Here is a 20,197-nt window from a genome sequence, read left to right on the forward strand (position 1 = left end):
GCCGGGAGCTGTCAACGTCTGAAGTTGGGTGGCCCGGACGGCAGCCGGGGCATCTTGCCGCCCGGCCCCTTGCCCTGCATCCGGCCTAGCATCTTCATCATGTCCTTCATCTGCTCGTGCATCTTGAGCAGCTTGTTGATGTCCTGCACGGTGTGACCGCTGCCCGTGGCGATCCGCTTGCGGCGCCGGCCGTCGATGATCTTCGGGTTGCGCCGCTCCTTGAGGGTCATCGAGGAGATCATCGCGTCGATGCGCTGGATCTGCTTCTCGTCGACGTTGAAGCCCTCGGGGAGGGCGCGGCTCATGCCGGGGATCAGCTTCATCAGGTCGCCCAGCGGGCCCATCTTGCGGATCTGGCGGAGCTGGGTCAGCAGGTCTTCGAGATCGAATTCGCCGGGCTTCTTGACATCCATGGCCTTCAGGTCGGCCTGCTGGGCGCGCTCGATGAGCCCCAGCACGTCGCCCATGCCCAGGATGCGGCCCGCCACCCGGTCGGGATAGAAGGGTTCCAGGCCGCTGATCTTCTCGCTGGTGCCGGCGAAGTAGATGGGCTTGCCGGTCACAGAGCGCGCCGAGAGGGCCGCGCCGCCACGCGCGTCGCCGTCCATCTTGGTGATGATCAGGCCCGTGAGGTTCACGCGCTGGTCGAAGGTCTGGGCCACGTTCAGGGCTTCCTGACCGGTCATGGCGTCCACCACCAGCAGGCTCTCGGTGGGGGTCATGGCGGTCTGCAGGTCGGCCAGCTGATCCATCAGCGCCTCGTCGATCTGCAGGCGGCCCGCCGTATCCACGATCACCAGATCGCGGAAATCGGTCTTGAGGTGCTCGTCCACGCGGCGCCGGGTCTCGGCGGGCGACTCGCCGTCGGCGACCTTGAGTACGGGCACGCCGACCTGCCTCGCCAGGATTTCGAGCTGGTCACGGGCCGCCGGGCGCTGGGTATCGGCGGCGACCAGCAGCACGCGCCGGCCCTTGCTCTTGTAGTGCGCGGCCAGTTTGCCCGTGCTGGTGGTCTTGCCCGCCCCCTGCAGGCCGACCATGAACCAGACGTTCCCCTCGGTCTTCAGTTCGGGCTGCGCCGCCTTGCCGCCCAGCGTCTGGATCAGCTCGTCGTGGACGAGTTTCACGACCATCTGCCCGGCGTTCAGGCTGCCCTCGACGGCCTGCCCCACGGCCTTCTCGCTGACCGTGGCCACGAAGTCCTTGGCGACGCCGAAGTTCACGTCGGCCTCCAGCAGGGCCATGCGGATCTCGCGCATGGCGGCCCTGACCTGCGCCTCGGTCAGCTGGCGTTCCTTCCCCACCCGGTCGAGGATGTCCTGCAACTTGTTGCCCAGCGACTCAAACATGTTCCGGAGGCTACCACGCGCCGGGAATCGGCTGTGTTACCCACGCTGCGTCATCCATACTGGAGGGACATGGGCAAGCTCGTCCGAGACCGCGTTCCCGAGCTGTTCGATGGTCACTCCCGACCGCTGGATGAGGTGGAGTACCGCGCCGCCCTGCGCGGCAAGCTGCAGGAGGAGGTGAGTGAATACCTCGAATCGGGCGAGGTGCACGAACTGGCCGACGTGCTGGAAGTGATGCAGGCCCTGGCCGGGCTGGACGGGGTTTCAGCCGCAGGGCTTGAGGACATGAGGAAAAAGAAGGCGGCCGAACGGGGTGCGTTCGATGCTCGCCTCTGGTGGACGGCAACCTAACGCCCGTTAGGCCCGCTGCGCTAAACTCCTCCCCATGTCGAAAGCAGTGATCGTGGCGGCGTCCCGCACGCCGACCGGGAAGTTTCTGGGCACGCTGGCGGACGTGCCGGCCGTCGAACTGGGCTCTCTTACCCTGCGGGAGACACTGCGGCGGTCGGGCGTCCCGGCGGAACTGATCGAGGAAGTCATCATGGGCCAGGTCGTGCAGGCGGGTTGCGGGCAGAACCCGGCGCGACAGGCGGCGCTGCGGGCGGGCCTGAGCGACGAGGTCGGCGCCCTGACGATCAACAAGGTCTGCGGCAGCGGCCTGAAGGCCGTGATCCTGGCCGCGCAGAGCATCCGGGCCGGTGACCAGACGGCCGTACTGGCGGGCGGCATGGAGTCGATGAGTGGCGCCCCGCACTTACTGCCCGGCGCCCGCAAGGGCTACCGCCTGGGCCACGCGCAGGTGCTGGACGCCAACACGCAGGACGGCCTGTGGTGCTCGATCAACGACGAGGGCATGGGCCTGACCGGCGAGCGCGTGGCCGAGAAGTACGGGATCGGCAGAGGCGAGCAGGACGCCTACGCCACCGTCAGCCACCAGAAGGCCATTGCCGCTCAGCAGGCCGGGCGCTTCAGCGACGAGATCGTGCCTGTAACAGTCAAGGGCCGCAAGGGCGACACCGTGGTGGACAGCGACGAGGGGCCCCGGGCCGACACCAGCGCCGAGACCTTGGGGCGGCTGAAGCCCGCCTTCAAGCAGGGCGGCTCGGTGACGGCCGGCAACGCCCCCGGCCTGAACGACGGCGCCGCCAGCCTGCTGGTTATGGCTGAAGAAGTGGCGCAGGCGCACGGCCTGACCCCGCTGGCCGAGATCGTGGACTACGCCACGGGCGGCCTCGCCCCCGAGTGGGTGATGATGACCCCGGTGCCGGCCACCAACAAGCTGCTGCAGAAGCTGGGCTGGAGCGTGAACGACGTCGATCTCTGGGAGCTGAACGAGGCCTTCAGCGTGCAGAGCCTCGCCGTGAGCCGCGAACTGGGTCTCGACCCGGCGCGCGTGAACGTGAACGGCGGCGCGGTCGCCCTGGGTCACCCCATCGGCGCGAGCGGCGCCCGCATCCTGGTCACGCTGCTGCACGCGCTCAGGCAGCAGGACAGGGAGGTCGGCGTGGCGACCCTGTGCATGGGCGGGGGCAACGGGCTGGCGCTGGCCGTGCGGCGGGTCTAACCGTCGAAAAGTCGAACCGTCGAACAGCGAATGCTTGTTGTGGTTAGACCTTTAGACCGTTCGACCTTTAGACTCCCTCCCATGCCCACCCTCTGGATCATCGAGAGCACGTACCTGAAGGGCGGCGACGAACTGGCCGCTGTGACGCCCCGGCACCGCGCCTGGCTCGATCAGCACTACCGCACGGGCGTGTTCCTGACGAGTGGGCGCAAGCTGGACGGCACGGGCGGCATTCTGGTCGCGCAGGCCGAGGGCCAGGACGAGCTGGAGGCCATCTTCAGGGACGATCCCTTCGTGCTGGAGGGCTGCAGCACCTACAGCTACACGGCCTTCACGCCGGTCAAGCGCGGCCGGGCGCTGGAGCTGGAAGGCGTGGCCCTGGTGGAGTGACATGATTTTCGTCCAGTCAAGAACCGTTATCGTGTGGGTCTACGCTGGGCTGCTGGCGGTCGTCCTGACGGGCATGATCTTCACGGATACCACTTCGTCCCCGGACGCCTTGCCGATCTTCGGCATCCTGGGCGTAATGGGGGTGCTGGTGGCGACCCTCAGTCGCCTGAGCGTCACCCTGAGTGACGACACCCTCAGCGTGTGGCTGGGCCCAGGCTTGTTCCGCCAGGCCATTCCACTTTCCGATATCGCCGGAGTGAGCGTGGTCAACATCTCCTCCCCTTTCGCCGTGGGTCTGCGTCTGCTGCCCGACGGGTGGCTGTACTCGCTGGGCGGCCAGGAGTTCACGGAGGTTCGTCTGATAGGCGGACGTCGCTTGCTGGTCGGTCTGGGAGCAGCTTCCGGTCTGTCGGAGGCAGTGCGCCGGAGCCTCCGACCTTGAGAGCAATCAGGAGTCATCTATGAAATTCGGAGTCATCGGAGCAGGGCAGATGGGCGGCGGTATCGCGCAGGTTGCGGCGCAGAGCGGATTCGACGTGGTCGTGCAGGACGTGGAGCAGGCGTTCCTGGATCGCGGCCGGGGCGTCATCGAGAAGAGCCTGGCGAAGCTGCACGAGAAGGGCCGGCTGAGCGACACGCCGGACGTGGTGCTCGGCTGTATCGCGTTCACTACCGACCTGCACGCCTTCGCGGACGCCGATCTGGTGGTCGAGGCGATCGTGGAGAACGAGACGGTCAAGGCCGACCTGTTCCGGCAGCTGGGCCACATCGTGAAGCCCGAGGGCATCCTGGCGAGCAACACCAGTTCGATCCCGATCACGGCGCTGGCGTCGGCTTCAGGCCGCCCGGAGCGCTTCATCGGGATGCACTTCATGAACCCGGTGCCGCTGATGGCGCTCGTCGAGGTCATCCGGGGCCACTCCACCAGCGACGAGACGGCGCGCATCGTGACCCGGACGGCCGAGCAGATGGGCAAGACACCGCTCTCGTGCAACGATTTCCCCGGCTTCGTGAGCAACCGCATCCTGATGCCCATGCTGAACGAGGCCATCCAGTGCGTCATGGAGGGGGTAGCCGAGAAGGAGGCCATCGACGGGATCATGCGGCTGGGCATGAACCACCCGATGGGGCCGCTGACGCTGGCGGACTTCATCGGGCTGGACACCTGCCTGAGCATCATGGAGGTGTTGCACAAAGGGCTGGGCGACGACAAGTACCGCCCCTCACCGCTGCTTCGCAAGATGGTGCAGGCCGGGCTGCTGGGCCGCAAGAGCGGTCAGGGCTTCTACACCTACTGAGCCGCCGTGCGGTGGCCTGCAACGAATCCTGAAGTCTAGACGTCTGGTTCTGCTCTGGCCGTACCTGAAGGTCACCTTAAGGTCTCGTCAATTTGGTGGATTCCGGAGTCAGGAGGGTTCCCCTATCCTGGACTCATGAACGTCATCCGCCACTTCAGCGATACGCGGACGGAACAGGGCCGCGTGCGGTTTCTGCTTCAGTCCGGCCGTGTCCACCTGACGGCGGAGGGACAGGGCTGGGCCCATTCTTCACGGCACACCAGCCTGGAAGAGGCCGCGACCTTCCTGGCGACGGTGGCGCAGGTGCCGGGCGGACTGTACCGGCAGGCCCTCGACGATCTGGAACGGCAGCTGCAGCTGGAGCAGGAATTTCACGGCGCCGCCTGACCTGATCGGTTTCCTGTAGGACACAGAGGCGTGCCCTGGAGAATGGGCGCCGCTGGCAGCAATCCGCCCGCGGCGCCCCTCGCCTTTGCCCGAGCGGCCGCCTTACACTGAGCCATGACCACCCTGCCTCCCCGGTCTGGGATTCATCCGGCAGCCGCCACCAGCCCCGCCGCCGAATACCGGACGACCACGCGCGAGAACCTCATCACCATGGCGCTGGGGTGGTGGCTGGTGGGCGGGCTGTTCCTCGACGGCTGGGCCCACAACCAGTTCGGCGAGACGCTGGAGACCTTTTTTACGCCCTGGCACGCGGTCTTTTACAGCGGGTTCCTGGCGGTGGCCGGCTGGTGCCTGTTCCTGGCCTCGCGGGGCTGGCGCCTGGGCCGGCGCGGACTGGCCGCCTTTCCGGCGGGCTACGCGCTGGCCGGGCTGGGCGTGCCGCTGTTCGGGGTGGCCGGCGCGGGCGACCTGCTGTGGCACACGGCCTTCGGTATCGAGGTCGGGGTGGAGGCGCTGCTCTCCCCCACCCATCTGATGCTCTTCGGGGGGGCGCTGCTGATCCTGGCCTCGCCGCTGGTGGCTGTCTGGAGCGCGCCCGTCGGCCGCTCGGTGCCCGGAGGCACGCGCTGGGTGGCGGTGCTCTCGGCCACGTCGCTGCTGGCCACGACGGCCTTCATGCACATGTACATGTGGGGCCTGCTGATGGTGCCGCAGGGGCTGGGCTGGGTGCAGACGCGCGGCGAACTGAGCGCCACCTTGCTCACGGCGCTGATCATGACGGCGCCCGTGCTGCTGCTGCTGCGCCGCTTCGCGCTGCCCTTCGGGGCCATCACCCTGATGTACACGGTGACGAACCTGGGCATGGCCCTGATGATCATGCCCGGCGACTGGCGGGTGCCGCTCGTGGCCCTCGCCTGCGGGCTGCTGGCCGACCTGCTGCAGGTCACGCTGAGGCCCTCGCCTGTCCGCGTGCTGAGCCTGCGGGCCTTCGCCTTCCTGTTGCCGCTGTGCGTGTGGGTGCCCTATCTGGGCGGCGCGGTGCGGCTGGGCCTGAGCAACCTGAGCCTGGAACTGTGGCTGGGCGTGGCCGTCATGGCGGGTCTGGGCGGCCTCGCCCTGAGCACCCTGATCGTGCCGCCGGCCCTGCCCCCCGAGGCCCTGGAGGACTGACCCGCAGCCGGCGCCCCTCTAACCGGCGCCTCTCTGACCGGCGCTGAGGCCCTGGGCGCCAAAGTGGCGCTGGCGTTCCCGGAAGGCGGCCTTCTGGGCGGGCGTGGTCTGCCCGTGGCAGTGCTCGCAGCTGACCCCTTCCTCGTAGAGCGGGTGGGTTCGCTGCCCGGGCGCGAGCGGCCAGCCGCACGAGTGGCACATCAGCGCGTGACCCGGCTCCAGCCCGTGCCCGACCGTCACGCGGCCGTCGAAGACGAAGCATTCGCCCTCCCAGCGGCTGCGCTCCTCGGGCACGTCCTCCAGGTACTTCAGGATGCCGCCGTGCAGGTGGTAGACGTCCTGAAAGCCGCGCTGGAGCAGCAGGCTGGTGCTCTTCTCACAGCGGATGCCGCCCGTGCAGAACATCGCCACGCGCCGGCCCTCCAGCTCGGAGCGGTGGTCGTCGAGCCACTGGGGGAACTCGCGGAAGGAGTCGATTTCAGGGTTCAGCGCCCCCTGGAAGGTGCCGGCCACCACCTCGTAGCGGTTGCGGGTGTCGATCACCACCACCTCGGGGTCGGCCAGCAGGGCGTTCCAGTCCTCGGGGCTCAGGTAGGTGCCCACCTCCTCCCGCGGGGCGACCGGCACCCCCAGGGTCACGATCTCGCGCTTGAGGCGCACCTTGAAGCGCCGGAAGGGCCGCTCCCGGGCGGTGGACTCCTTGGCTTCCAGATGGCTGAAGCCGGAGCCGCGCAGGAAGTCCCGCAGGCCAGTCACCGCCTCCAGCGACCCCGCCACCGTCCCGTTGATGCCCTCGGGCGCGACGATCAGCGTACCGCACAGGCCTGTGGCGCGCCCCAGCTCCAGCAGCCGGTCACGGAGCCCGGCGGGATCGTGGACGTCGTGGAACTGGTAGAGGGCCAGGACGGCGAAGGGGGCGGACGGGGCCTGGGGGAGCGGGGGCTGGGTCATCGGGGGCTGGGTCATGGGGGGCTGGGTCATGGGAACGTCACTGGCCTGGGGCCACGGTGAGGGACAGGATACCGGGCCGGGTGGAGTCTAGGTCAGGCGGCGCATTCTTCCCCACCCCGGCTCTGCTAGCCTCCTTGCCGTGAGCACGCTGCTGGCTGCCGAATCGCTCTCCGTGGTCTTCGGAGAGCGGCCGGTGCTGTCCGGGGTCGGCCTGAGCGTCTCGACCGGCGAGCGGGTGGCGCTGCTGGGCCGCAACGGGGCGGGCAAGACCACGCTGCTGCGCGTGCTGACCGGCGAGGTCGTGCCGGACGAGGGAACGGTGTGGCGGGAAGGCGGCCTGCAGGTGGCCGTGCTGGCGCAGCACCACGCGCACCCGGCGGGGGTGACCGTGCGCTCGCTCATCGACGCCGCCCACCCCTACCGCGAGCTGGAATCCGAGCTGCTGGCGATGGAGGCCGACCTGGGCGATCCGGCGATGCTCGACGCCTGGGCGGCCCTGCACGCCCGGCTGGACGATGCTCAGGCTTTTGCCTGGCCGACCCGCGCCGCGCGCATCCTGGGCATGCTCGACCTGACACGCTTCCTGGGGCGGGAGGCCGCCACGCTCTCGGGCGGGGAGCGCACGCGGCTGGCGCTGGCCCTGGCGCTGGCCCGCGAACCGGAGCTGCTGGTGCTGGACGAGCCGACCAACCACCTCGACATCCGCATGCGCGAATGGCTGGAAGGCGAGCTGCGTTCCTTCCGGGGCGGCGTGCTGCTGACCAGCCACGACCGCGATTTTCTGGACGCCGTGGCGACCCGTTCGCTGTGGCTGGAACACGGCGAGGCCCGCGAGTATCCCGGCGGCTATTCACGGGCCAGCACCGTACGCGAGCTGGAGCGCCGCACGCAGTCCCGCGCCGCGCGGCTGGGCGAGCGCGAGGCGGCGCGGCTGTCGGGCAGCCTGGAGCAGCAGAGCCGCTGGGGCCGGCGTTCCCGGGCGATGAAGACCCGGGCCGGGCGGGTCGAGGTGCCCGAGGCGCCCCTGCCCGAGCGGCAGCTGCGGATGCGGCTGCTGGCGGGTTCCTCGCAGGCGCGGCTGGTGGCCTGGGGCGAACATGTCTCGAAGAGTTACGGCGAGCGGGGGGTGCTGTTCGACGTGAACTTCCGGCTGCGCCAGGGCGACCGCGTGGCCCTGATGGGCGCCAACGGCACCGGCAAGACCACCCTGATGCGGCTGCTGGCCGGCGAGACCGCGCCCGATCCGGGGCCGCCCGAGCCGGTGCTGCGGCTAGGGGGCGGGGTCAGCGTGGCCAGCCTGGATCAGATCTGGCACGGCCTGAACGCGGGCGAGGGGCTGTACGCGCAGTTCGAGCGGCGCTTCGGCAGGGCCGCCAACACGCTGCTGGGCCAGGCCGGGTTCACGGCCGCCGACTGGCCCAAGACCCCGCATGTGCTCTCGGGCGGCGAGCGGGCGCGGGCGGGGCTGGCGCTGGTCAGTGCGCTGCGGGCCGACCTGCTGCTGCTCGACGAACCGACCAACCATCTGGACGTGGAGGCCCTGCAGGCGCTGGAGGCCGCCGTCCACGCCTACTCGGGCGCGGTCGTGATCGTCACGCACGACCGGCGCTTCGCGCGCGAGGTCAGCACCCGGCAGTGGCTGATCGAGGACTCCCAGCTGCGCGAGACCCAGGGCTGGGGCAGCCGCGACTTCCTCGACCCGGCCCGCACGCTGCAGGGCGATCCGCCGCCCCCGCCGCCCCGGCCCACGCCCCGGCAACGGCTGGTGCCGGTCGAGAGGCAGCTTCTCGACATCCGCGCCCAGTTCGACGCGGTGCCCCGGCCCAGCGGCCGCGAGGAAGCCCGCCTGCGTTCACAGGCCCACGCCCTGCAGCACCACCTGTACGAGCTGTACGCCGAAGCTTTCGGCGCCCCGCAGTACGACCTGCAGGTGCGCGAGCCGCCGCTGACCGTACGCGCCCAGCGCTTCGGCGATGGCGCGGCCGGTGGGGGAATGTTCTGGGCCGCGCACGACGAGACCTGCCCCCATCTTGCCTGGGACGGCGTGACCCTGCGCTGGAACGGCCATCCCCCGGCCTGGTACGGCGCGGCGCTGCTGGGCGGGACGCTGCGGGTGCTCTTCGAGCGCTGGAACGTGGGGCGGGCGCAGCTCGGCGAGGGCGGGCCGGTGGTCACGCGCCGGCAGTATTTCGAGCGGATCGGGCTCATCCGGTAGCGGGCTAGGGGGGCCTCCCCTCGGGCTCGCCGCTATGACTGAAGGGAGTGGCGCTGAAGGCTGTCTCACTCGCCCCCTGGCTTCCCCCTCCCCCTGCAGACAAGCCGGGACGCTGCGAAGGTGAGGGCCGGGAGGGGGGGTGGACGAAACCCGTGAGGGCTCTCCACGACGGCACGGCCTGACGGGGCAGTGGCCCGGGCATCTCACGACAGCCATTCCGAGGAAGGGCGTGAGGTTTCCAGCCACGCGCGCCTCTGCCAGCCCCTGCCCACCGGCCCGTCAGTCGGTTCAGGCGACCTGCCATCTGCCCTCCCCTCCCCCTCCGCTATACTTCCGCGCATGGACGACCTCATCAAAGGACGCCTCGGGGGCGACAGCGGATATGACATCCGCTGCGTGATCGACGGCGATACGATCAAGGGCCGCGCGGGCGGCAAGTTGCACGGCAAGGACATCGACCTGGAGATCACCGAGCGTGGCGTGCAGGGCAGCGTGGGCGCCGACTCCGTGAAGATCGAGCTGACCGACGGTGAACTCAGGGGCAATGTGGGCAGCCAGAAACTCACGCTGCGTGGCGTCGACCGGGTGACCGGCTTCATGGGCGAGCCCATCGTGGGCTGGAACGTGGTGGCGCAGCAGACCGGCGAGAAGCTGGTCGGGCAGCTGGGCAGCACGGTGCTGGGCCGCCCCTTCGAGCTGGAGCTGGGCAGCGCGCCCGGCTGGGTGGGCACCCTGGTCGCCGTGGTGGCCTTCTACGCCCTGGAACCCCGCGCGAGCGTGACCGTCGGGCGCTGACACAGCAGACCTGAGAGCCGCGCCGGGGACGCCGGGCGCGGCTTTTCATTGCTGGACGGGATGGGGCGCCTCAGCGGGCGAACAGGCGGTAGGACACGCCGAAGCGCAGGCGGGTGGTCTTGTCCGTGTTCTCGACACCGATGCTGACACTGGTGCGCGGATTGATGTTGTAGGCCGTGCTGAAGCTGGGCCGCAGCGACTGGAGATCCAGGCCGTTCAGGGTCGTGCTGACCCGGAAGGTGAAGCGGTTGTCCGGGGTGTTGTAGGTCGCGTCGATCAGCCCCCGCCCGCTCAGATCGACCTGATACTGCAGGTAGAGGTCGCGGGTCAGGTAGGAGCCGAGGGTCACGGTGGCCCCGAAGCTGCCGTCGGCGTTGGAGATCTGGGGCGTGAACCGGAACACGTTCAGCCCGAAGGCGCGGGCGATGGTGCGCTCGACCTCGCCCAGCACGTACAGGTTCAGGGCGGTCTGCAGGGCGCTGCTGCCCAGGGCCCCCAGGTTGCCGGGCAGGGCGGTCAGGTTGGGCACCCCGGTGGCGACCAGCGCGTACAGTTCGGGCTCGCTGTAGGCCGTGCCCGTCGCGGGATCGCTGCAGGCGGCCCCCTGGGTGGTGCAGCTCAGGGTGGTCTTGAGGTCGAGCACCGTGTCGCCCCGGGCCCGGGCCACGAACTGCCCGGCGAGGTTCACGGTCACGGGCACGACCTGGTTGGTGGTCGAGGCCGGCACGCTGCCCCGCGCGGTGATGTCGAAGCGGGGGTAGAGGCTGTTGCCGTCGAAGGTCACGCGGCTGTCCTGCAGGGTGAACTCGTTCTCACGCAGGGAGATGAAGCCGCGCTGGGACCTGATCTCGCCGCTCAGCAGGGGCCGCGAACCGCTGCCGGACAGCACCAGGCCGCCGCTGAAGTCGGCCCGCACCAGATTCTCGTCCACGCGGATGCCGCCCGGCGCGCGGATGGGAATGTCCTCGAAGACCAGCCGGTCGAGCAGGGGACGCGCCGGGGGCGCCGCCTGACCGTCCTGGGTGGGCCGCGGGAAGGACGTGTACACCTCCGGCAGGGGGCTGGCGTAGTTGTCGGTGGTGCGCCCGTCGGTCGTGCTGGTGGTCTGGCCCGGCGCCGGGATGGTCGAGGGCGCGTTGACCCGGCCCAGCGTGAGCCGCAGGAAGTCGGCCGCGCCCGTGACCCGGATCAGGCTGCCGTCGTCCACCGCCCGCAGGTCGGCGTTCAGGGAACTGTCGCGGCCGTAGACCACGCCCAGCGGCAGGTTGTAGTTGCGGGCCGTGAGGGTCAGGTTCCAGCGCGGAGCGATGTCGCCGCTCAGGCTCAGGGTGCCGGCCGTGGCGGCGGGGGCCGCCGGGGTGCCGGGGGTGGTCGAGCGGCTCTGGACGTCCAGCGCCCAGCGGCTCTCGGTGACCTGCTTCAGGGTGGCGGTGGTGTTGGGCAGCGCGCCCAGCGCCTGGGGAGCCAGCAGGCCGGCGAAGGCCACGCTGGTGCCGCTGAGTCTGCCCAGGGTGAGCTGGCCCCGGATGTCCACCCGGCCGTTCGTGCCCACCGTGCCGCCGGTCAGGACGTCGCCGCCCGCCGTGAACGCGCCGCTGTCGGGCAGATCCCCGGCGAATCGCGGCACCTGCACGCTCAGGCCCGCCACGCTGCCCGTGATGTTCGCGGCGCGCATGGCGGCGCGGGGCCGCTCGTAGGTGCCGGCGGCGCTGAGGGTCAGGCTGCCCTTGAGGCTGGTGTTCATGTCGGCCAGCGCGGGCACAAGCTGAAGCACGGGCGTGAAGGTGGTGTCGGTGAACTGCGCGGTCAGGTCGACCCGTGAGCGGGTGTACTGGCCGCGCACGTCCCAGGTGCCGGCGCCGGCCAGCTGCACGTTCACCGAGCGCAGCTCGCGGTCGGCGAAATCCAGCGAGCCGCTGCCGATCAGGGTGTCGGTCTGCGGGCGGCCGTCCACCATGCTCGTGGCGCTGACCCGGATGCGCTCGGCCACCAGGGTCGCGCTGCCGGACGGCGGGTCGGCCAGCGGGAAGCGGAAGCGCACGACGCCGGTCAGCACGCCCTCGCCGGGGGTGGTGCCGGCCACCGCGCCCACCACCGCGCCCAGCGGCAGCGCGCGCAGGCTGCCCTGGCCGAAGACCTGACCGCCGTTCAGGCCAGCCGTGAACTCGGACTCGCCCAGGAAGCCCCGGATGCGCCAGTCGCCGGACACCTGGGTGCCCTCCAGGCGGGCCGGCAGGGTTCTGGGGCCGATGTTCAGGGCGGCCGAACGCAGCACGAAGGTGCCGCCGCCATCGCGCAGGTTCGCCTCGCCGCTGAGCTGGCCCGAGAGGCCCGGCGCGATCTTCAGGTCACGCACCTCCAGTTCGTCCAGCACGGCGCGCACGGCGTAGCCCTCCTCGGTGGGGCGCAGGGCCAGCACGCCCCCCAGGGACGGCAGCAGGTCGGCCACGCCCCCGGAGGCGTCCACGCTGGCCGAGCCCACCCGGCTGGTGGCGGCCAGCTTCGCCTGGAAGGTCTGCCCGCTCAGATCCACGCTGCCGCCCAGCACCAGGCGCTGCCCCGCCACGTCGGCCGGGAAGGCGGCGAGCTTCACGGCGCCGCTGAGGCCCCCGCGGTCGGCGCCGACATTCACGTCCAGGGTGCCCGACTCGCGGCTCAGGCGGCCGCTGATCCGGCCCGTCCAGGGGCCGGGCCCGGCCTGACCCTGGGCCGGCGGCCCCTGCACGGCGCTGAGGTTCAGGGTGCCGGCCGGCAGCGTCGCCACCGCCTGCACGCTGGGCCGCCCGCCGCGCAGGGCGACGTCCGCGCTCAGGTCGCCGTCCAGCGCCACGCCCAGGTAGGGCACGTCGTAGGGGGTGCTGAGGCCGGCGACCTTCAGGGCGAGGCGCCCGTCCTGGGTGGTGGTGCTGACCTGCCCGCTGGCCGTGATCAGGCCGTCGAGTCCGCCCAGCCCCAGGCGCGCGAGCCGCAGCCCCGGCAGGTTCGCGGCGAGCTGGCCCTCGTTCCAGCTCAGGGTGCCGTCCTTCTCGCCGTCGCTGACGGTCAGGTCGGCGCGGCGCAGGCTGGCGGTGCCCCCCGCGCGCCACTCGCCCCGGCGCACCGAGAGCAGCAGCTGCGGATCGGCCAGGGGGCCGCTGGGGGTCACGCTCAGGCTCAGCTCGGGGCGGCTGAGGCTGGCGGCGCCCAGCCAGCGCCATCCGCCCCCGGCGTCCGGCCGCAGCTCCACCACGCCGCTGGCACTGGCCCCGGGGCCGTCCACGAGGCGCAGCTGCGCGCCGCGGGCATCGGCCAGAATCCGCGCCCCCGCCCCCAGCAGGCCCGCCTCGCCGCCCAGCCGCGGGAAGGCGAAGGGGCCGCTCAGGCGCAGGGCGGCCGGGCTGGTCAGCACGCCCTGGGGGCCGCCGGACACGCGGGCGGTGCCGTGCCAGCCGGTGAAGGGATCGGCCTGCACGTCCAGGTCGGCACGCAGGCTCTGGGGGCCGGTGACGTTGCCCTTCACGCTCAGGGCGCGCGCGGCGTAGGTGGCGCGCAGGGCGCCGCCGAGTGGGCCGCTGGCGGCGACGCTCACGTCTGCCGTGCCGTCCAGGGAGGCGCGGCCGCTCAGGGTCACGGTGCTGCCCGCCGCCCCGAGCTGCACACCGTCCAGGGCGAGGGTTCGGCCGCTCAGGGTAGCGACCGTTCCCCCACGCTGGGCCAGCGTGCCGCTCAGGCTGGACAGGGTGCCCGCGAAGGTGCCGCTGAGGTCGTCCAGCGTGACCCCGGATACCGCCACCCCACGGGTGCCCACGCGGGCGGCCAGGGTCGGTGCCGCCAGCGTGCCGCCCAGGGTGGCCGTGACGCTGGCGGCGCCCGTGGCCGACGGCAGCAGGGGCAGCGGATTGAGGTTCAGGGCGCCCGTCAGCGCCGGCACGAAGCCCACGCCGCCCCCCAGCGAGAGGGTGCCGCCGCCGAGCTGGCCCGCGTACAGGGTGTAGGCGCCGCTGCCGTCGCCCGAGAGGGTCAGCGGCTGGGTCATGCCCGGCACGCTGGCCCTGACCGTGCCCGCCAGCCTGGGCCAGACCCCGCTGAGATTGATGCCCGCCGTCGCGCCGCCGCTGGAGAGCGTGCCGTAGAGCTTCGCCCGCACCCGGCCCGCGCTCAGGTCGAGGTCGCGCAGATCGGCGTAGAGGGTGCCGCTGGCCGCGCCCCTGGGAACGAGGCGCAGCAGGGCGTGGGGATCGCGGGCCCGGCCCGAGAGGGTCAGGTGGGCGTCCAGGGCCGCGGTGCGGGCGTCGGCCGTGCCCTCCAGGGCGGGATTCAGGAGGTCGCCGCGCAGGGTCAGGTCGGCGCCCAGGGTGCCCCGGCCGAAGGAGGCGGCGCCCACGTACTCGGTGCTGAGGTCGCGCACGGTCACGCGGACGCCAGCGGGCAGGGCCCCCTGGGCACTCAGCACCCCGCCGCGCAGGCTGCCGCTCAGGGCGGTCTGGAACTGCGTGGGCGTGTAGAGGGCCGAACCGTACAGGCTGAAGGGGCCGGCCTGTCCCTGCTCGCCCCGCAGCGCCACGCTCCGCAGCGTCACCTCGCGGGGGCCGCCGGCCAGCGTGCCGTGGGCCTCGACGGTGCCGGCGAAGGTCAGGGCGTCCACGTCCAGTCCGGGGGGCAGCAGCCGGGCCAGCCGCACGGTGTCGGCGCGCAGGGTCAGGTCGTAGCGCCCGGCCGCCAGGGTGCCGCCGCCCGCCACCCGCTGCCCGGCGAGGCGCAGGCTGAGGTCGCCCGCCCGGTAGGTCGCGCCCAGGTCGCCGCTCAGTTCCCCGGCCGAGTCCTGCACCTGCCCCGCGAAACTGGCCACCAGCGCGCTCCAGCTCGCGCCGCCCAGCGTGGCGTCACCCGTCAGGCGCAGCTGGTTGGGGCGGCCCCAGAGCGCGGCCAGGTCGAGGGCCGAGAGGGTCAGGGTGCCGCCGGGCCGCAGGGGCAGGGCGGCGGGCAGGACGCCCGTGAAGCGGGCCTGCGCGGGAAGCTGGCCGATCATGCCCGCGATCCTCAGGGTTCCGGCGCCGTCCAGCACCGCGTCCAGCGGGCCGCCGGGGATGTCGCCCACCGCGCGCAGGGTGCCGCTCCAGCCCCGCCGTACGTTCCAGCCGGTCTGGCCCCTGAGTCGGACGGTCGTGTCGCCGCCCAGCACCACGGTGTCCAGGGTCAGGCGGGTGTCCAGCAGCCCGCCCAGGGCGCCGCTGCCCAGCCGGCCGCGCACGGGCCCGGCGAGCGGCCGCCCGCTGAACTCGGCCTTCCAGTCCGGCCCGAGCAGGTGCGCCGTGACCCGTGAGCCGCCGGCCTGCAGCCCGCTCCGGCCGTTCACGAGCACCCCCTGCACGCTCAGGTCGGGCCGGCCCGGCTGGCCCCGGAGCTGGGCGGTGTAGGTGCCCGGCAGCCCGTCCTCTACGGCGGCGCGGGCGCTCAGGTCGAGCCGGGGGTAGAGCGGCCCGCTGGCCCGGAGGCGGGCGCTCAGGCCGCTCTGGGCCAGGGTGGCCGTACCCCCGGACAGGCGCAGCACCCCACCCCGGTAGCTCAGCGGGGCCGTGAACTGCACGCCCGACGCCTCACCGGTCACCGCGAGCCGCACGTCCGCCAGCGTGCCGCCCAGGCTGGCGCTGAGCTGGCCGGGCAGGCCGGTGAGCGGGCGCAGGTCGCTCAGGCTGGCGACGCCGCTGGTGCGCCAGGCGGACAGGGCGGTGCCCGGGCCGCGGGTCAGCGCCACGTCCAGGGCGGCGCCCGCGACGGTGCCGCTCAGGCGGACGGCGGTGCGGGTTCCCGTGAGACCGCTGCCTACCACCCGCACGTTGACCGCCTGTTTCTGGTAGGTGCCTGACACGCTGAGGTTCAGCGCCGTGCTGGCGCTTCCGTTGAGGGTGCCGCGCAGCCCTTCCCAGCCCAGGGTGGCGTTCGCCTGCGGGTAGAGCGGCCCCACCACCCGCACCGGCACGCCGCCCAGGGTGCTCGTGAGGTTGGCGCTCAGCTGCCCGCGCGACAGGCTCACCAGTCCCACGGCCCGCTGCCCCTGCGCCGCGATGTTCACGCGCGCCCGGCCGCTGGCCTGGGCGAAGTCCAGATCCGGCACGCTCAGGCTGAGGGTGGCGCTGCCGCGGGCGCCGGCATACAGCGGCTGCAGGGCGCGGGCGTCGAGCACCGCGCCGTCGATGCTCAGCGTGCGGCCCTCCAGGCGCACGGGCAGGCGGGTGCCGGGGTGAGTCAGGGTGCCGGACGCCGTGAGCCCACCCTCTCCGGACACCCCGGGCCAGGACACCCGCGCGCTCAAGCCCAGCGGCTCGTTCAGGTAGCGCGCCCCCTGGGTCTGCAGGGCCGCGCCGCCGGCCGTGATCTGGGCGATCAGGCGGCCCGGCACGATCTCCTGGCGCAGCGCGGCGGGCAGCAGACCCCGGAAGGGCGCGAGGTCGCTGCTCAGGGTGCCGCCCAGAGTCGGGAGCAGGGTGAGGCGGCCGGCGAGCGGGCCACTGGGCAGGGCGGCCAGCCCGGCGCCGGTGCCCACGACCTCCACCCGGCCCGCCCGCCCCGAGAGCGCGTAGGCCGCCGCCAGCGCGCCACGCCAGCGCCCACCCTGGTAGGTCAGGCCGCCCACCGTGGCCCGCGCCCCGGTCAGCGAGGCGCGCAGGGGGAAGGTCTGGGCGGGCACGCTCAGGCGGGCAGGGTCGCTGCCGTACGCCTGCGGCCGGAGGGAGACGAGGCCCCGCAGATCCGCCACGCCGCCGCTCGCCTGGGCGGTGAAGGAGGGGCCAGTCACGCGGACGTTCAGGTTCGAGACGGTGGCCGGCAGCGTGAGGCGGCCGCTGGCGGTGACGCTCTGGCCCGCGATCACGCCCACCGCGCGGATCAGCCCGTCCGCCGCCGTGACGGTCAGGGGCCCGGCGCTCAGGCGGCCGCTCAGGATGTTGCTGCGGGCCTTCAGGTCGCCGGAGAGCGGCTGGCCGGCCAGGGTCAGGCCGCGCGCCCTCAGGTCGAAGTCGGTGAAGCCGCGCAGGTCGATCAGCGCCGTGCCACCCCGGCCGTCGCGGACGTTCAGGCGGCCCCGCGGCTCGGTGCCGCGCCCGGCGACCCGGCCGTCCACATACAGGCCGCCCTGGCCCGGGCCACCCGCGACCGGGCCGCGCACGTTCACGCTGTAGCGGCCCTCGGGCAGGGCGGCCGTGCCGCGCGCCTGCAGGCCCTCGCCGTCGGTGAGCAGCACGTTCAGGCCGCTCCAGGGGCCGCTCAGCGCCACCGTGTACTGGTCGAGCACGCCGCGTGCCTCGACCGCCCCCCGCCAGCCCGGGCCGCCCGCTCCCGGCCCCCAGGTGGCGCGGCCCTGGATGCGGCCCTCCTGCCCGAAGGCGGTCAGGGCCTGCTGGCCGGTCACGCGGGCCAGACCGGTGGCGGCGTCGTAGGTCACGTTCAGGTCGCCCCAGGTGCCCGAGACTGCCAGCCTGGGGGTGAGCGAGCCGCTCAGGTTCACCGTCTGGGCGGGGATGGTCACGCCGCTGAAGGCCAGCTCGCCCGTGCGGCCCCCCACGCGGGCACGCAGGTCGCCGTAGCTTCCGTCCAGCGAGGCGGCCAGCGTCTGCCCCTGGGCGCTGAGGGTGCCGCGGGCGGCCACGTCCGGATAGACCCGCCCCGCCAGCCGGGCCGAGGCGCCGGCCAGGGTCGCGGTGAGGTCGGCCGTGACCGGGCCGCCCGCGCGCCGCAGGGTGCCCCGCACCTGGGCCCCGGCCACAACGGCGCCCAGCCGGGCCGTTCCGCCGGTGCCCGCCAGATCCAGGTCGAGGGTACCCGCCAGCGCGGGGACGGACGGCCCCAGCAGGGTGCCGAGCAGGGGACGCAGCGACCCCAGGTTCACGCGCCCGCGGGCGGTCACGTTCTGGCCGTCGACCTCGCCCCGCACCGTGTCGCCGGCCGTGGTCAGGGTGAAGCGCACGCGGTCGTCCACGCTCAGGACTCCCCGGATGTCGCTGCCCTGCACGCGGGCCGTGGTGAGGTACGGGGCGCTGAGCTGGGTATCGGCCAGCACCGTGACGCCCCCGACCGTGCCGCGCAGGCTCGCGGCGGTGCCGCGCCCGGTGGCGCTCAGGTTCAGGCCCCCGCCCCGGGCGCGCAGGGTGCCGAAGGCCTTGAGGGTGGTGGTCACGGTCAGGTCGCCGTCCAGCCGGAAGCCGGCGGCGCGCAGGTCGCGGGCGTTCACGCGGAACGAGTCGCCCTGCCAGCTCAGGCGCTGGCCGGCGGGCTCGAAGGTGCCGCGCTGGCGCGTGTAGTTCAGGGCCAGGGGGCCGCTCAGCGGGGCGTCCAGTCCGGGCACCCGCGCGGTCAGGCGGCCCGTCACGTCGCCGCCGATCAGGTCGATCTGGCCCTCGCCGTCCAGGCTCAGGCCCGCGCCGCTCAGGTTCCGGGCCGTCCAGCGCCCCCTGAAGTCCCGATCCAGATTCAGGGTGGCGGTGCCGAAGTCGGCGCGCAGGCCGGCCGAGTCCAGCGCCGCCGTGCCCGCCAGGGCGAAGGGCCCGGCCTGCCCCCCGCTGAGCACGGCCCGAAGGTCGCTGGGGGTGCCGCGCAAGGCGACGCGGGCCCGCGCCGCGCCGTAGGTGGGGTTGAGCACGGCGTCCAGTCGGGCGCCGCCGAGGGCGAAGGTGCCGCGCAGGGGGCCGCCCAGCCCCTGACCGCTGAAGCTCAGGCGGTTGGCCGCGTCGATGGTGGCCTGGATGTCCAGCGGCTTCTGTCCGAAGGCGCCCACCAGGGAGGCCCGCCCGGCGCGCCCGAAGGCCCAGCGGCCCTCGAGGCGCTGCGCCGCGCCGGCCAGCGCCGTATTGGCGCTGAAGGCGAGGTCGTTGGTCTGCGTGGCCGTGGCGCCGTTCTCGCTCAGGAAGGTGTATTCGGCGTTGGCGTCGCTGAACTGCACGCCCGCGACCGTGCCGGCGCCCTGCGCGTAGGCCTTGACCCGCACCGTGCTCCAGCCGCCCGCCGTGACCCGCAGCTTCAGCCCACCGCGGCCGCTGCTGCCCAGGGCTTTGGCCAGCGCACCCACGGTGGGCGTGGCGTCGGCGGTCAGCGTCCAGTTCTGTGCCTTCAGGTCGACCCCGCCCTGGGCGGTCACCGGCCCGTCCCAGCCCGTGCCCGCCAGCCTCAGCCCGATGTCGTCGCCCCGGTGGGTGGCGGCGCCGGAGAGGCCGGTCACGGTCACGAACATCGCCTCGGGCACGCGCAGCGCCCCGCCCGAGAGCTTCAGGTCGCCGCGGATGGGGCCGTCGTTCAGCACGTAGCGGCCCGTGATGCGCCCGGCCGTGACCCCCTTCCAGTAGTGCCGCAGCACCCGCGCGTCCGAATCGAGGTCGACGGTGAAGACATTCCCGGCCGCGCCCTCGCTGACCCGCACGGCGGCGTTCAGGTCGCCGTCGGCGGTGCGGCCCCGTACGTCCAGCGCGCCGCCCCGGCCGGGCTGCACCCGGAAGCGGCCGTCGGGCACGTTGATGCCCTTGCCGTCCACGTTCACGCGGGTGTCCTGCACGTCCAGGCCGCTCAGCACGACCTTCCAACCGCCCCCGCCCCCCGCCGCTCCCCCGGTTCCCGAGACCAGATCCCGGAGCTTCAGATTCACGGCCGCGCCCCTGGCCCGCACGTTCAGGCGCAGGGTGCGGGTCAGCGGGTTCACGGACGCCACGCTCACGTCCAGCGAGTCGGCCCGGGCCTCGACGCCCGGCAGCCGGATCACGGCCCCGCCGAGATGGGGCGCCCAGAGTGGCCCGCCGACCGACTGCGCGCTGATCCCCGCCGGCCCGCCGAGCTGCCGCAGCAGCACGCCGCCGAGCACCGTCGGCAGCAGGGCCAGTCCGAGCAGCACCACGGCCAGCAGGCCCAGCACCACCCACGGCCAGACCCGGCGGCGGCGCGGCCTGGCCTTCGGACGGGGCGGGCTGAGCGCCTCGGGGGCCTGTTCCGGCTGCTGTTCGGGCGGCTGGGTGGGGTTCTCGGGGGTGTCGGTCACGCGACCACCAGCTCAGACCAGTGACCCCTTTTTTCCATGTCGAGAACGCCCAGCCGCATCGACCGCATTCTATGCACCCGC

Annotated in this window: 12 protein-coding genes; 9 read left to right on the forward strand and 3 right to left on the reverse strand. The window is 72.8% G+C overall.

From position 1 onward, the window contains the following. Positions 1-11: 11 nt before the first annotated feature. Positions 12-1,349, reverse strand: coding sequence for a signal recognition particle protein (ffh, locus tag CVO96_RS00825; RefSeq protein WP_103309266.1), 1,338 nt, complete (start codon positions 1,347-1,349; stop codon positions 12-14). Between the two features lie 69 nt (positions 1,350-1,418). Here ffh and CVO96_RS00830 point away from each other — a divergent pair, with 69 nt between their 5' ends. The 7 genes from CVO96_RS00830 to CVO96_RS00860 all read left to right on the forward strand — a co-directional run bounded on the left by CVO96_RS00830 (position 1,419) and on the right by CVO96_RS00860 (position 6,158). Continuing rightward, the gene (locus CVO96_RS00830) at positions 1,419-1,700 is read left to right on the forward strand and encodes a nucleoside triphosphate pyrophosphohydrolase (protein WP_103309270.1); all 282 of its coding nucleotides are present in this window, start codon (positions 1,419-1,421) and stop codon (positions 1,698-1,700) included. 34 nt (positions 1,701-1,734) lie between these two features. Then, positions 1,735-2,913, forward strand: coding sequence for an acetyl-CoA C-acetyltransferase (locus CVO96_RS00835; RefSeq protein ID WP_103309272.1), 1,179 nt, complete (start codon positions 1,735-1,737; stop codon positions 2,911-2,913). An 81-nt stretch (positions 2,914-2,994) separates the two neighbouring features. Next, positions 2,995-3,303, forward strand: a complete 309-nt coding sequence (locus CVO96_RS00840) for a YciI family protein (protein ID WP_103309274.1) — start codon at positions 2,995-2,997, stop codon at positions 3,301-3,303. A gap of 1 nt (position 3,304) precedes the next feature. Then, positions 3,305-3,745 carry a hypothetical protein gene (locus tag CVO96_RS00845; RefSeq protein WP_103309277.1) on the forward strand — a complete coding sequence of 147 codons (441 nt, stop codon included), beginning with the start codon at positions 3,305-3,307 and terminating at the stop codon, positions 3,743-3,745. A gap of 19 nt (positions 3,746-3,764) precedes the next feature. After that, positions 3,765-4,601 carry a 3-hydroxyacyl-CoA dehydrogenase family protein gene (locus CVO96_RS00850; RefSeq protein ID WP_103309280.1) on the forward strand — a complete coding sequence of 279 codons (837 nt, stop codon included), beginning with the start codon at positions 3,765-3,767 and terminating at the stop codon, positions 4,599-4,601. Between the two features lie 135 nt (positions 4,602-4,736). Continuing rightward, positions 4,737-4,988, forward strand: a complete 252-nt coding sequence (locus CVO96_RS00855) for a hypothetical protein (protein ID WP_103309283.1) — start codon at positions 4,737-4,739, stop codon at positions 4,986-4,988. Between the two features lie 114 nt (positions 4,989-5,102). Next, entirely contained in the window at positions 5,103-6,158 is a 1,056-nt protein-coding gene (locus tag CVO96_RS00860) for a hypothetical protein (RefSeq protein WP_103309286.1), read from the forward strand. Between the two features lie 18 nt (positions 6,159-6,176). On the opposite strand, the gene trhO is transcribed toward CVO96_RS00860, so the two are convergent. After that, positions 6,177-7,139 (reverse strand): oxygen-dependent tRNA uridine(34) hydroxylase TrhO, encoded by a 963-nt coding sequence (gene trhO / locus CVO96_RS00865; RefSeq protein WP_243398100.1) that lies wholly within the window; start codon positions 7,137-7,139, stop codon positions 6,177-6,179. Positions 7,140-7,248: 109 nt separating this feature from the next. Between trhO and CVO96_RS00870 the strand changes: the two genes are divergently transcribed. Both CVO96_RS00870 and CVO96_RS00875 read left to right on the forward strand, forming a co-directional pair. Further along, positions 7,249-9,324, forward strand: a complete 2,076-nt coding sequence (locus tag CVO96_RS00870) for an ABC-F family ATP-binding cassette domain-containing protein (RefSeq protein WP_103309289.1) — start codon at positions 7,249-7,251, stop codon at positions 9,322-9,324. Positions 9,325-9,663: 339 nt separating this feature from the next. Next, a complete protein-coding gene (locus CVO96_RS00875; protein ID WP_103309291.1) occupies positions 9,664-10,119 on the forward strand; it encodes a hypothetical protein in 456 nt (151 codons plus the stop codon). 70 nt (positions 10,120-10,189) lie between these two features. Here the strand turns inward: CVO96_RS00875 and CVO96_RS00880 are convergent, their stop codons facing one another. Beyond that, positions 10,190-20,116 (reverse strand): translocation/assembly module TamB domain-containing protein, encoded by a 9,927-nt coding sequence (locus tag CVO96_RS00880; protein WP_243398102.1) that lies wholly within the window; start codon positions 20,114-20,116, stop codon positions 10,190-10,192. Between the last annotated feature and the right edge of the window lie 81 nt (positions 20,117-20,197).

Source organism: Deinococcus koreensis (assembly GCF_002901445.1).
GTDB classification, from domain to species: Bacteria; Deinococcota; Deinococci; order Deinococcales; family Deinococcaceae; genus Deinococcus; species Deinococcus koreensis.

Bases quoted from the DNA above. Each gene is read 5' to 3' on its own strand.
- CVO96_RS00830 (WP_103309270.1), top strand. From the start codon at position 1,419: ATGGGCAAGCTCGTCCGAGACCGCGTTCCCGAGCTGTTCGATGGTCAC.
- CVO96_RS00845 (WP_103309277.1), top strand. From the start codon at position 3,305: ATGATTTTCGTCCAGTCAAGAACCGTTATCGTGTGGGTCTACGCTGGG.
- CVO96_RS00850 (WP_103309280.1), top strand. From the start codon at position 3,765: ATGAAATTCGGAGTCATCGGAGCAGGGCAGATGGGCGGCGGTATCGCG.
- CVO96_RS00855 (WP_103309283.1), top strand. From the start codon at position 4,737: ATGAACGTCATCCGCCACTTCAGCGATACGCGGACGGAACAGGGCCGC.
- CVO96_RS00835 (WP_103309272.1), top strand. From the start codon at position 1,735: ATGTCGAAAGCAGTGATCGTGGCGGCGTCCCGCACGCCGACCGGGAAG.
- CVO96_RS00860 (WP_103309286.1), top strand. From the start codon at position 5,103: ATGACCACCCTGCCTCCCCGGTCTGGGATTCATCCGGCAGCCGCCACC.
- ffh (WP_103309266.1), bottom strand. From the start codon at position 1,349: ATGTTTGAGTCGCTGGGCAACAAGTTGCAGGACATCCTCGACCGGGTG.
- CVO96_RS00840 (WP_103309274.1), top strand. From the start codon at position 2,995: ATGCCCACCCTCTGGATCATCGAGAGCACGTACCTGAAGGGCGGCGAC.
- CVO96_RS00875 (WP_103309291.1), top strand. From the start codon at position 9,664: ATGGACGACCTCATCAAAGGACGCCTCGGGGGCGACAGCGGATATGAC.
- trhO (WP_243398100.1), bottom strand. From the start codon at position 7,139: ATGACCCAGCCCCCCATGACCCAGCCCCCGATGACCCAGCCCCCGCTC.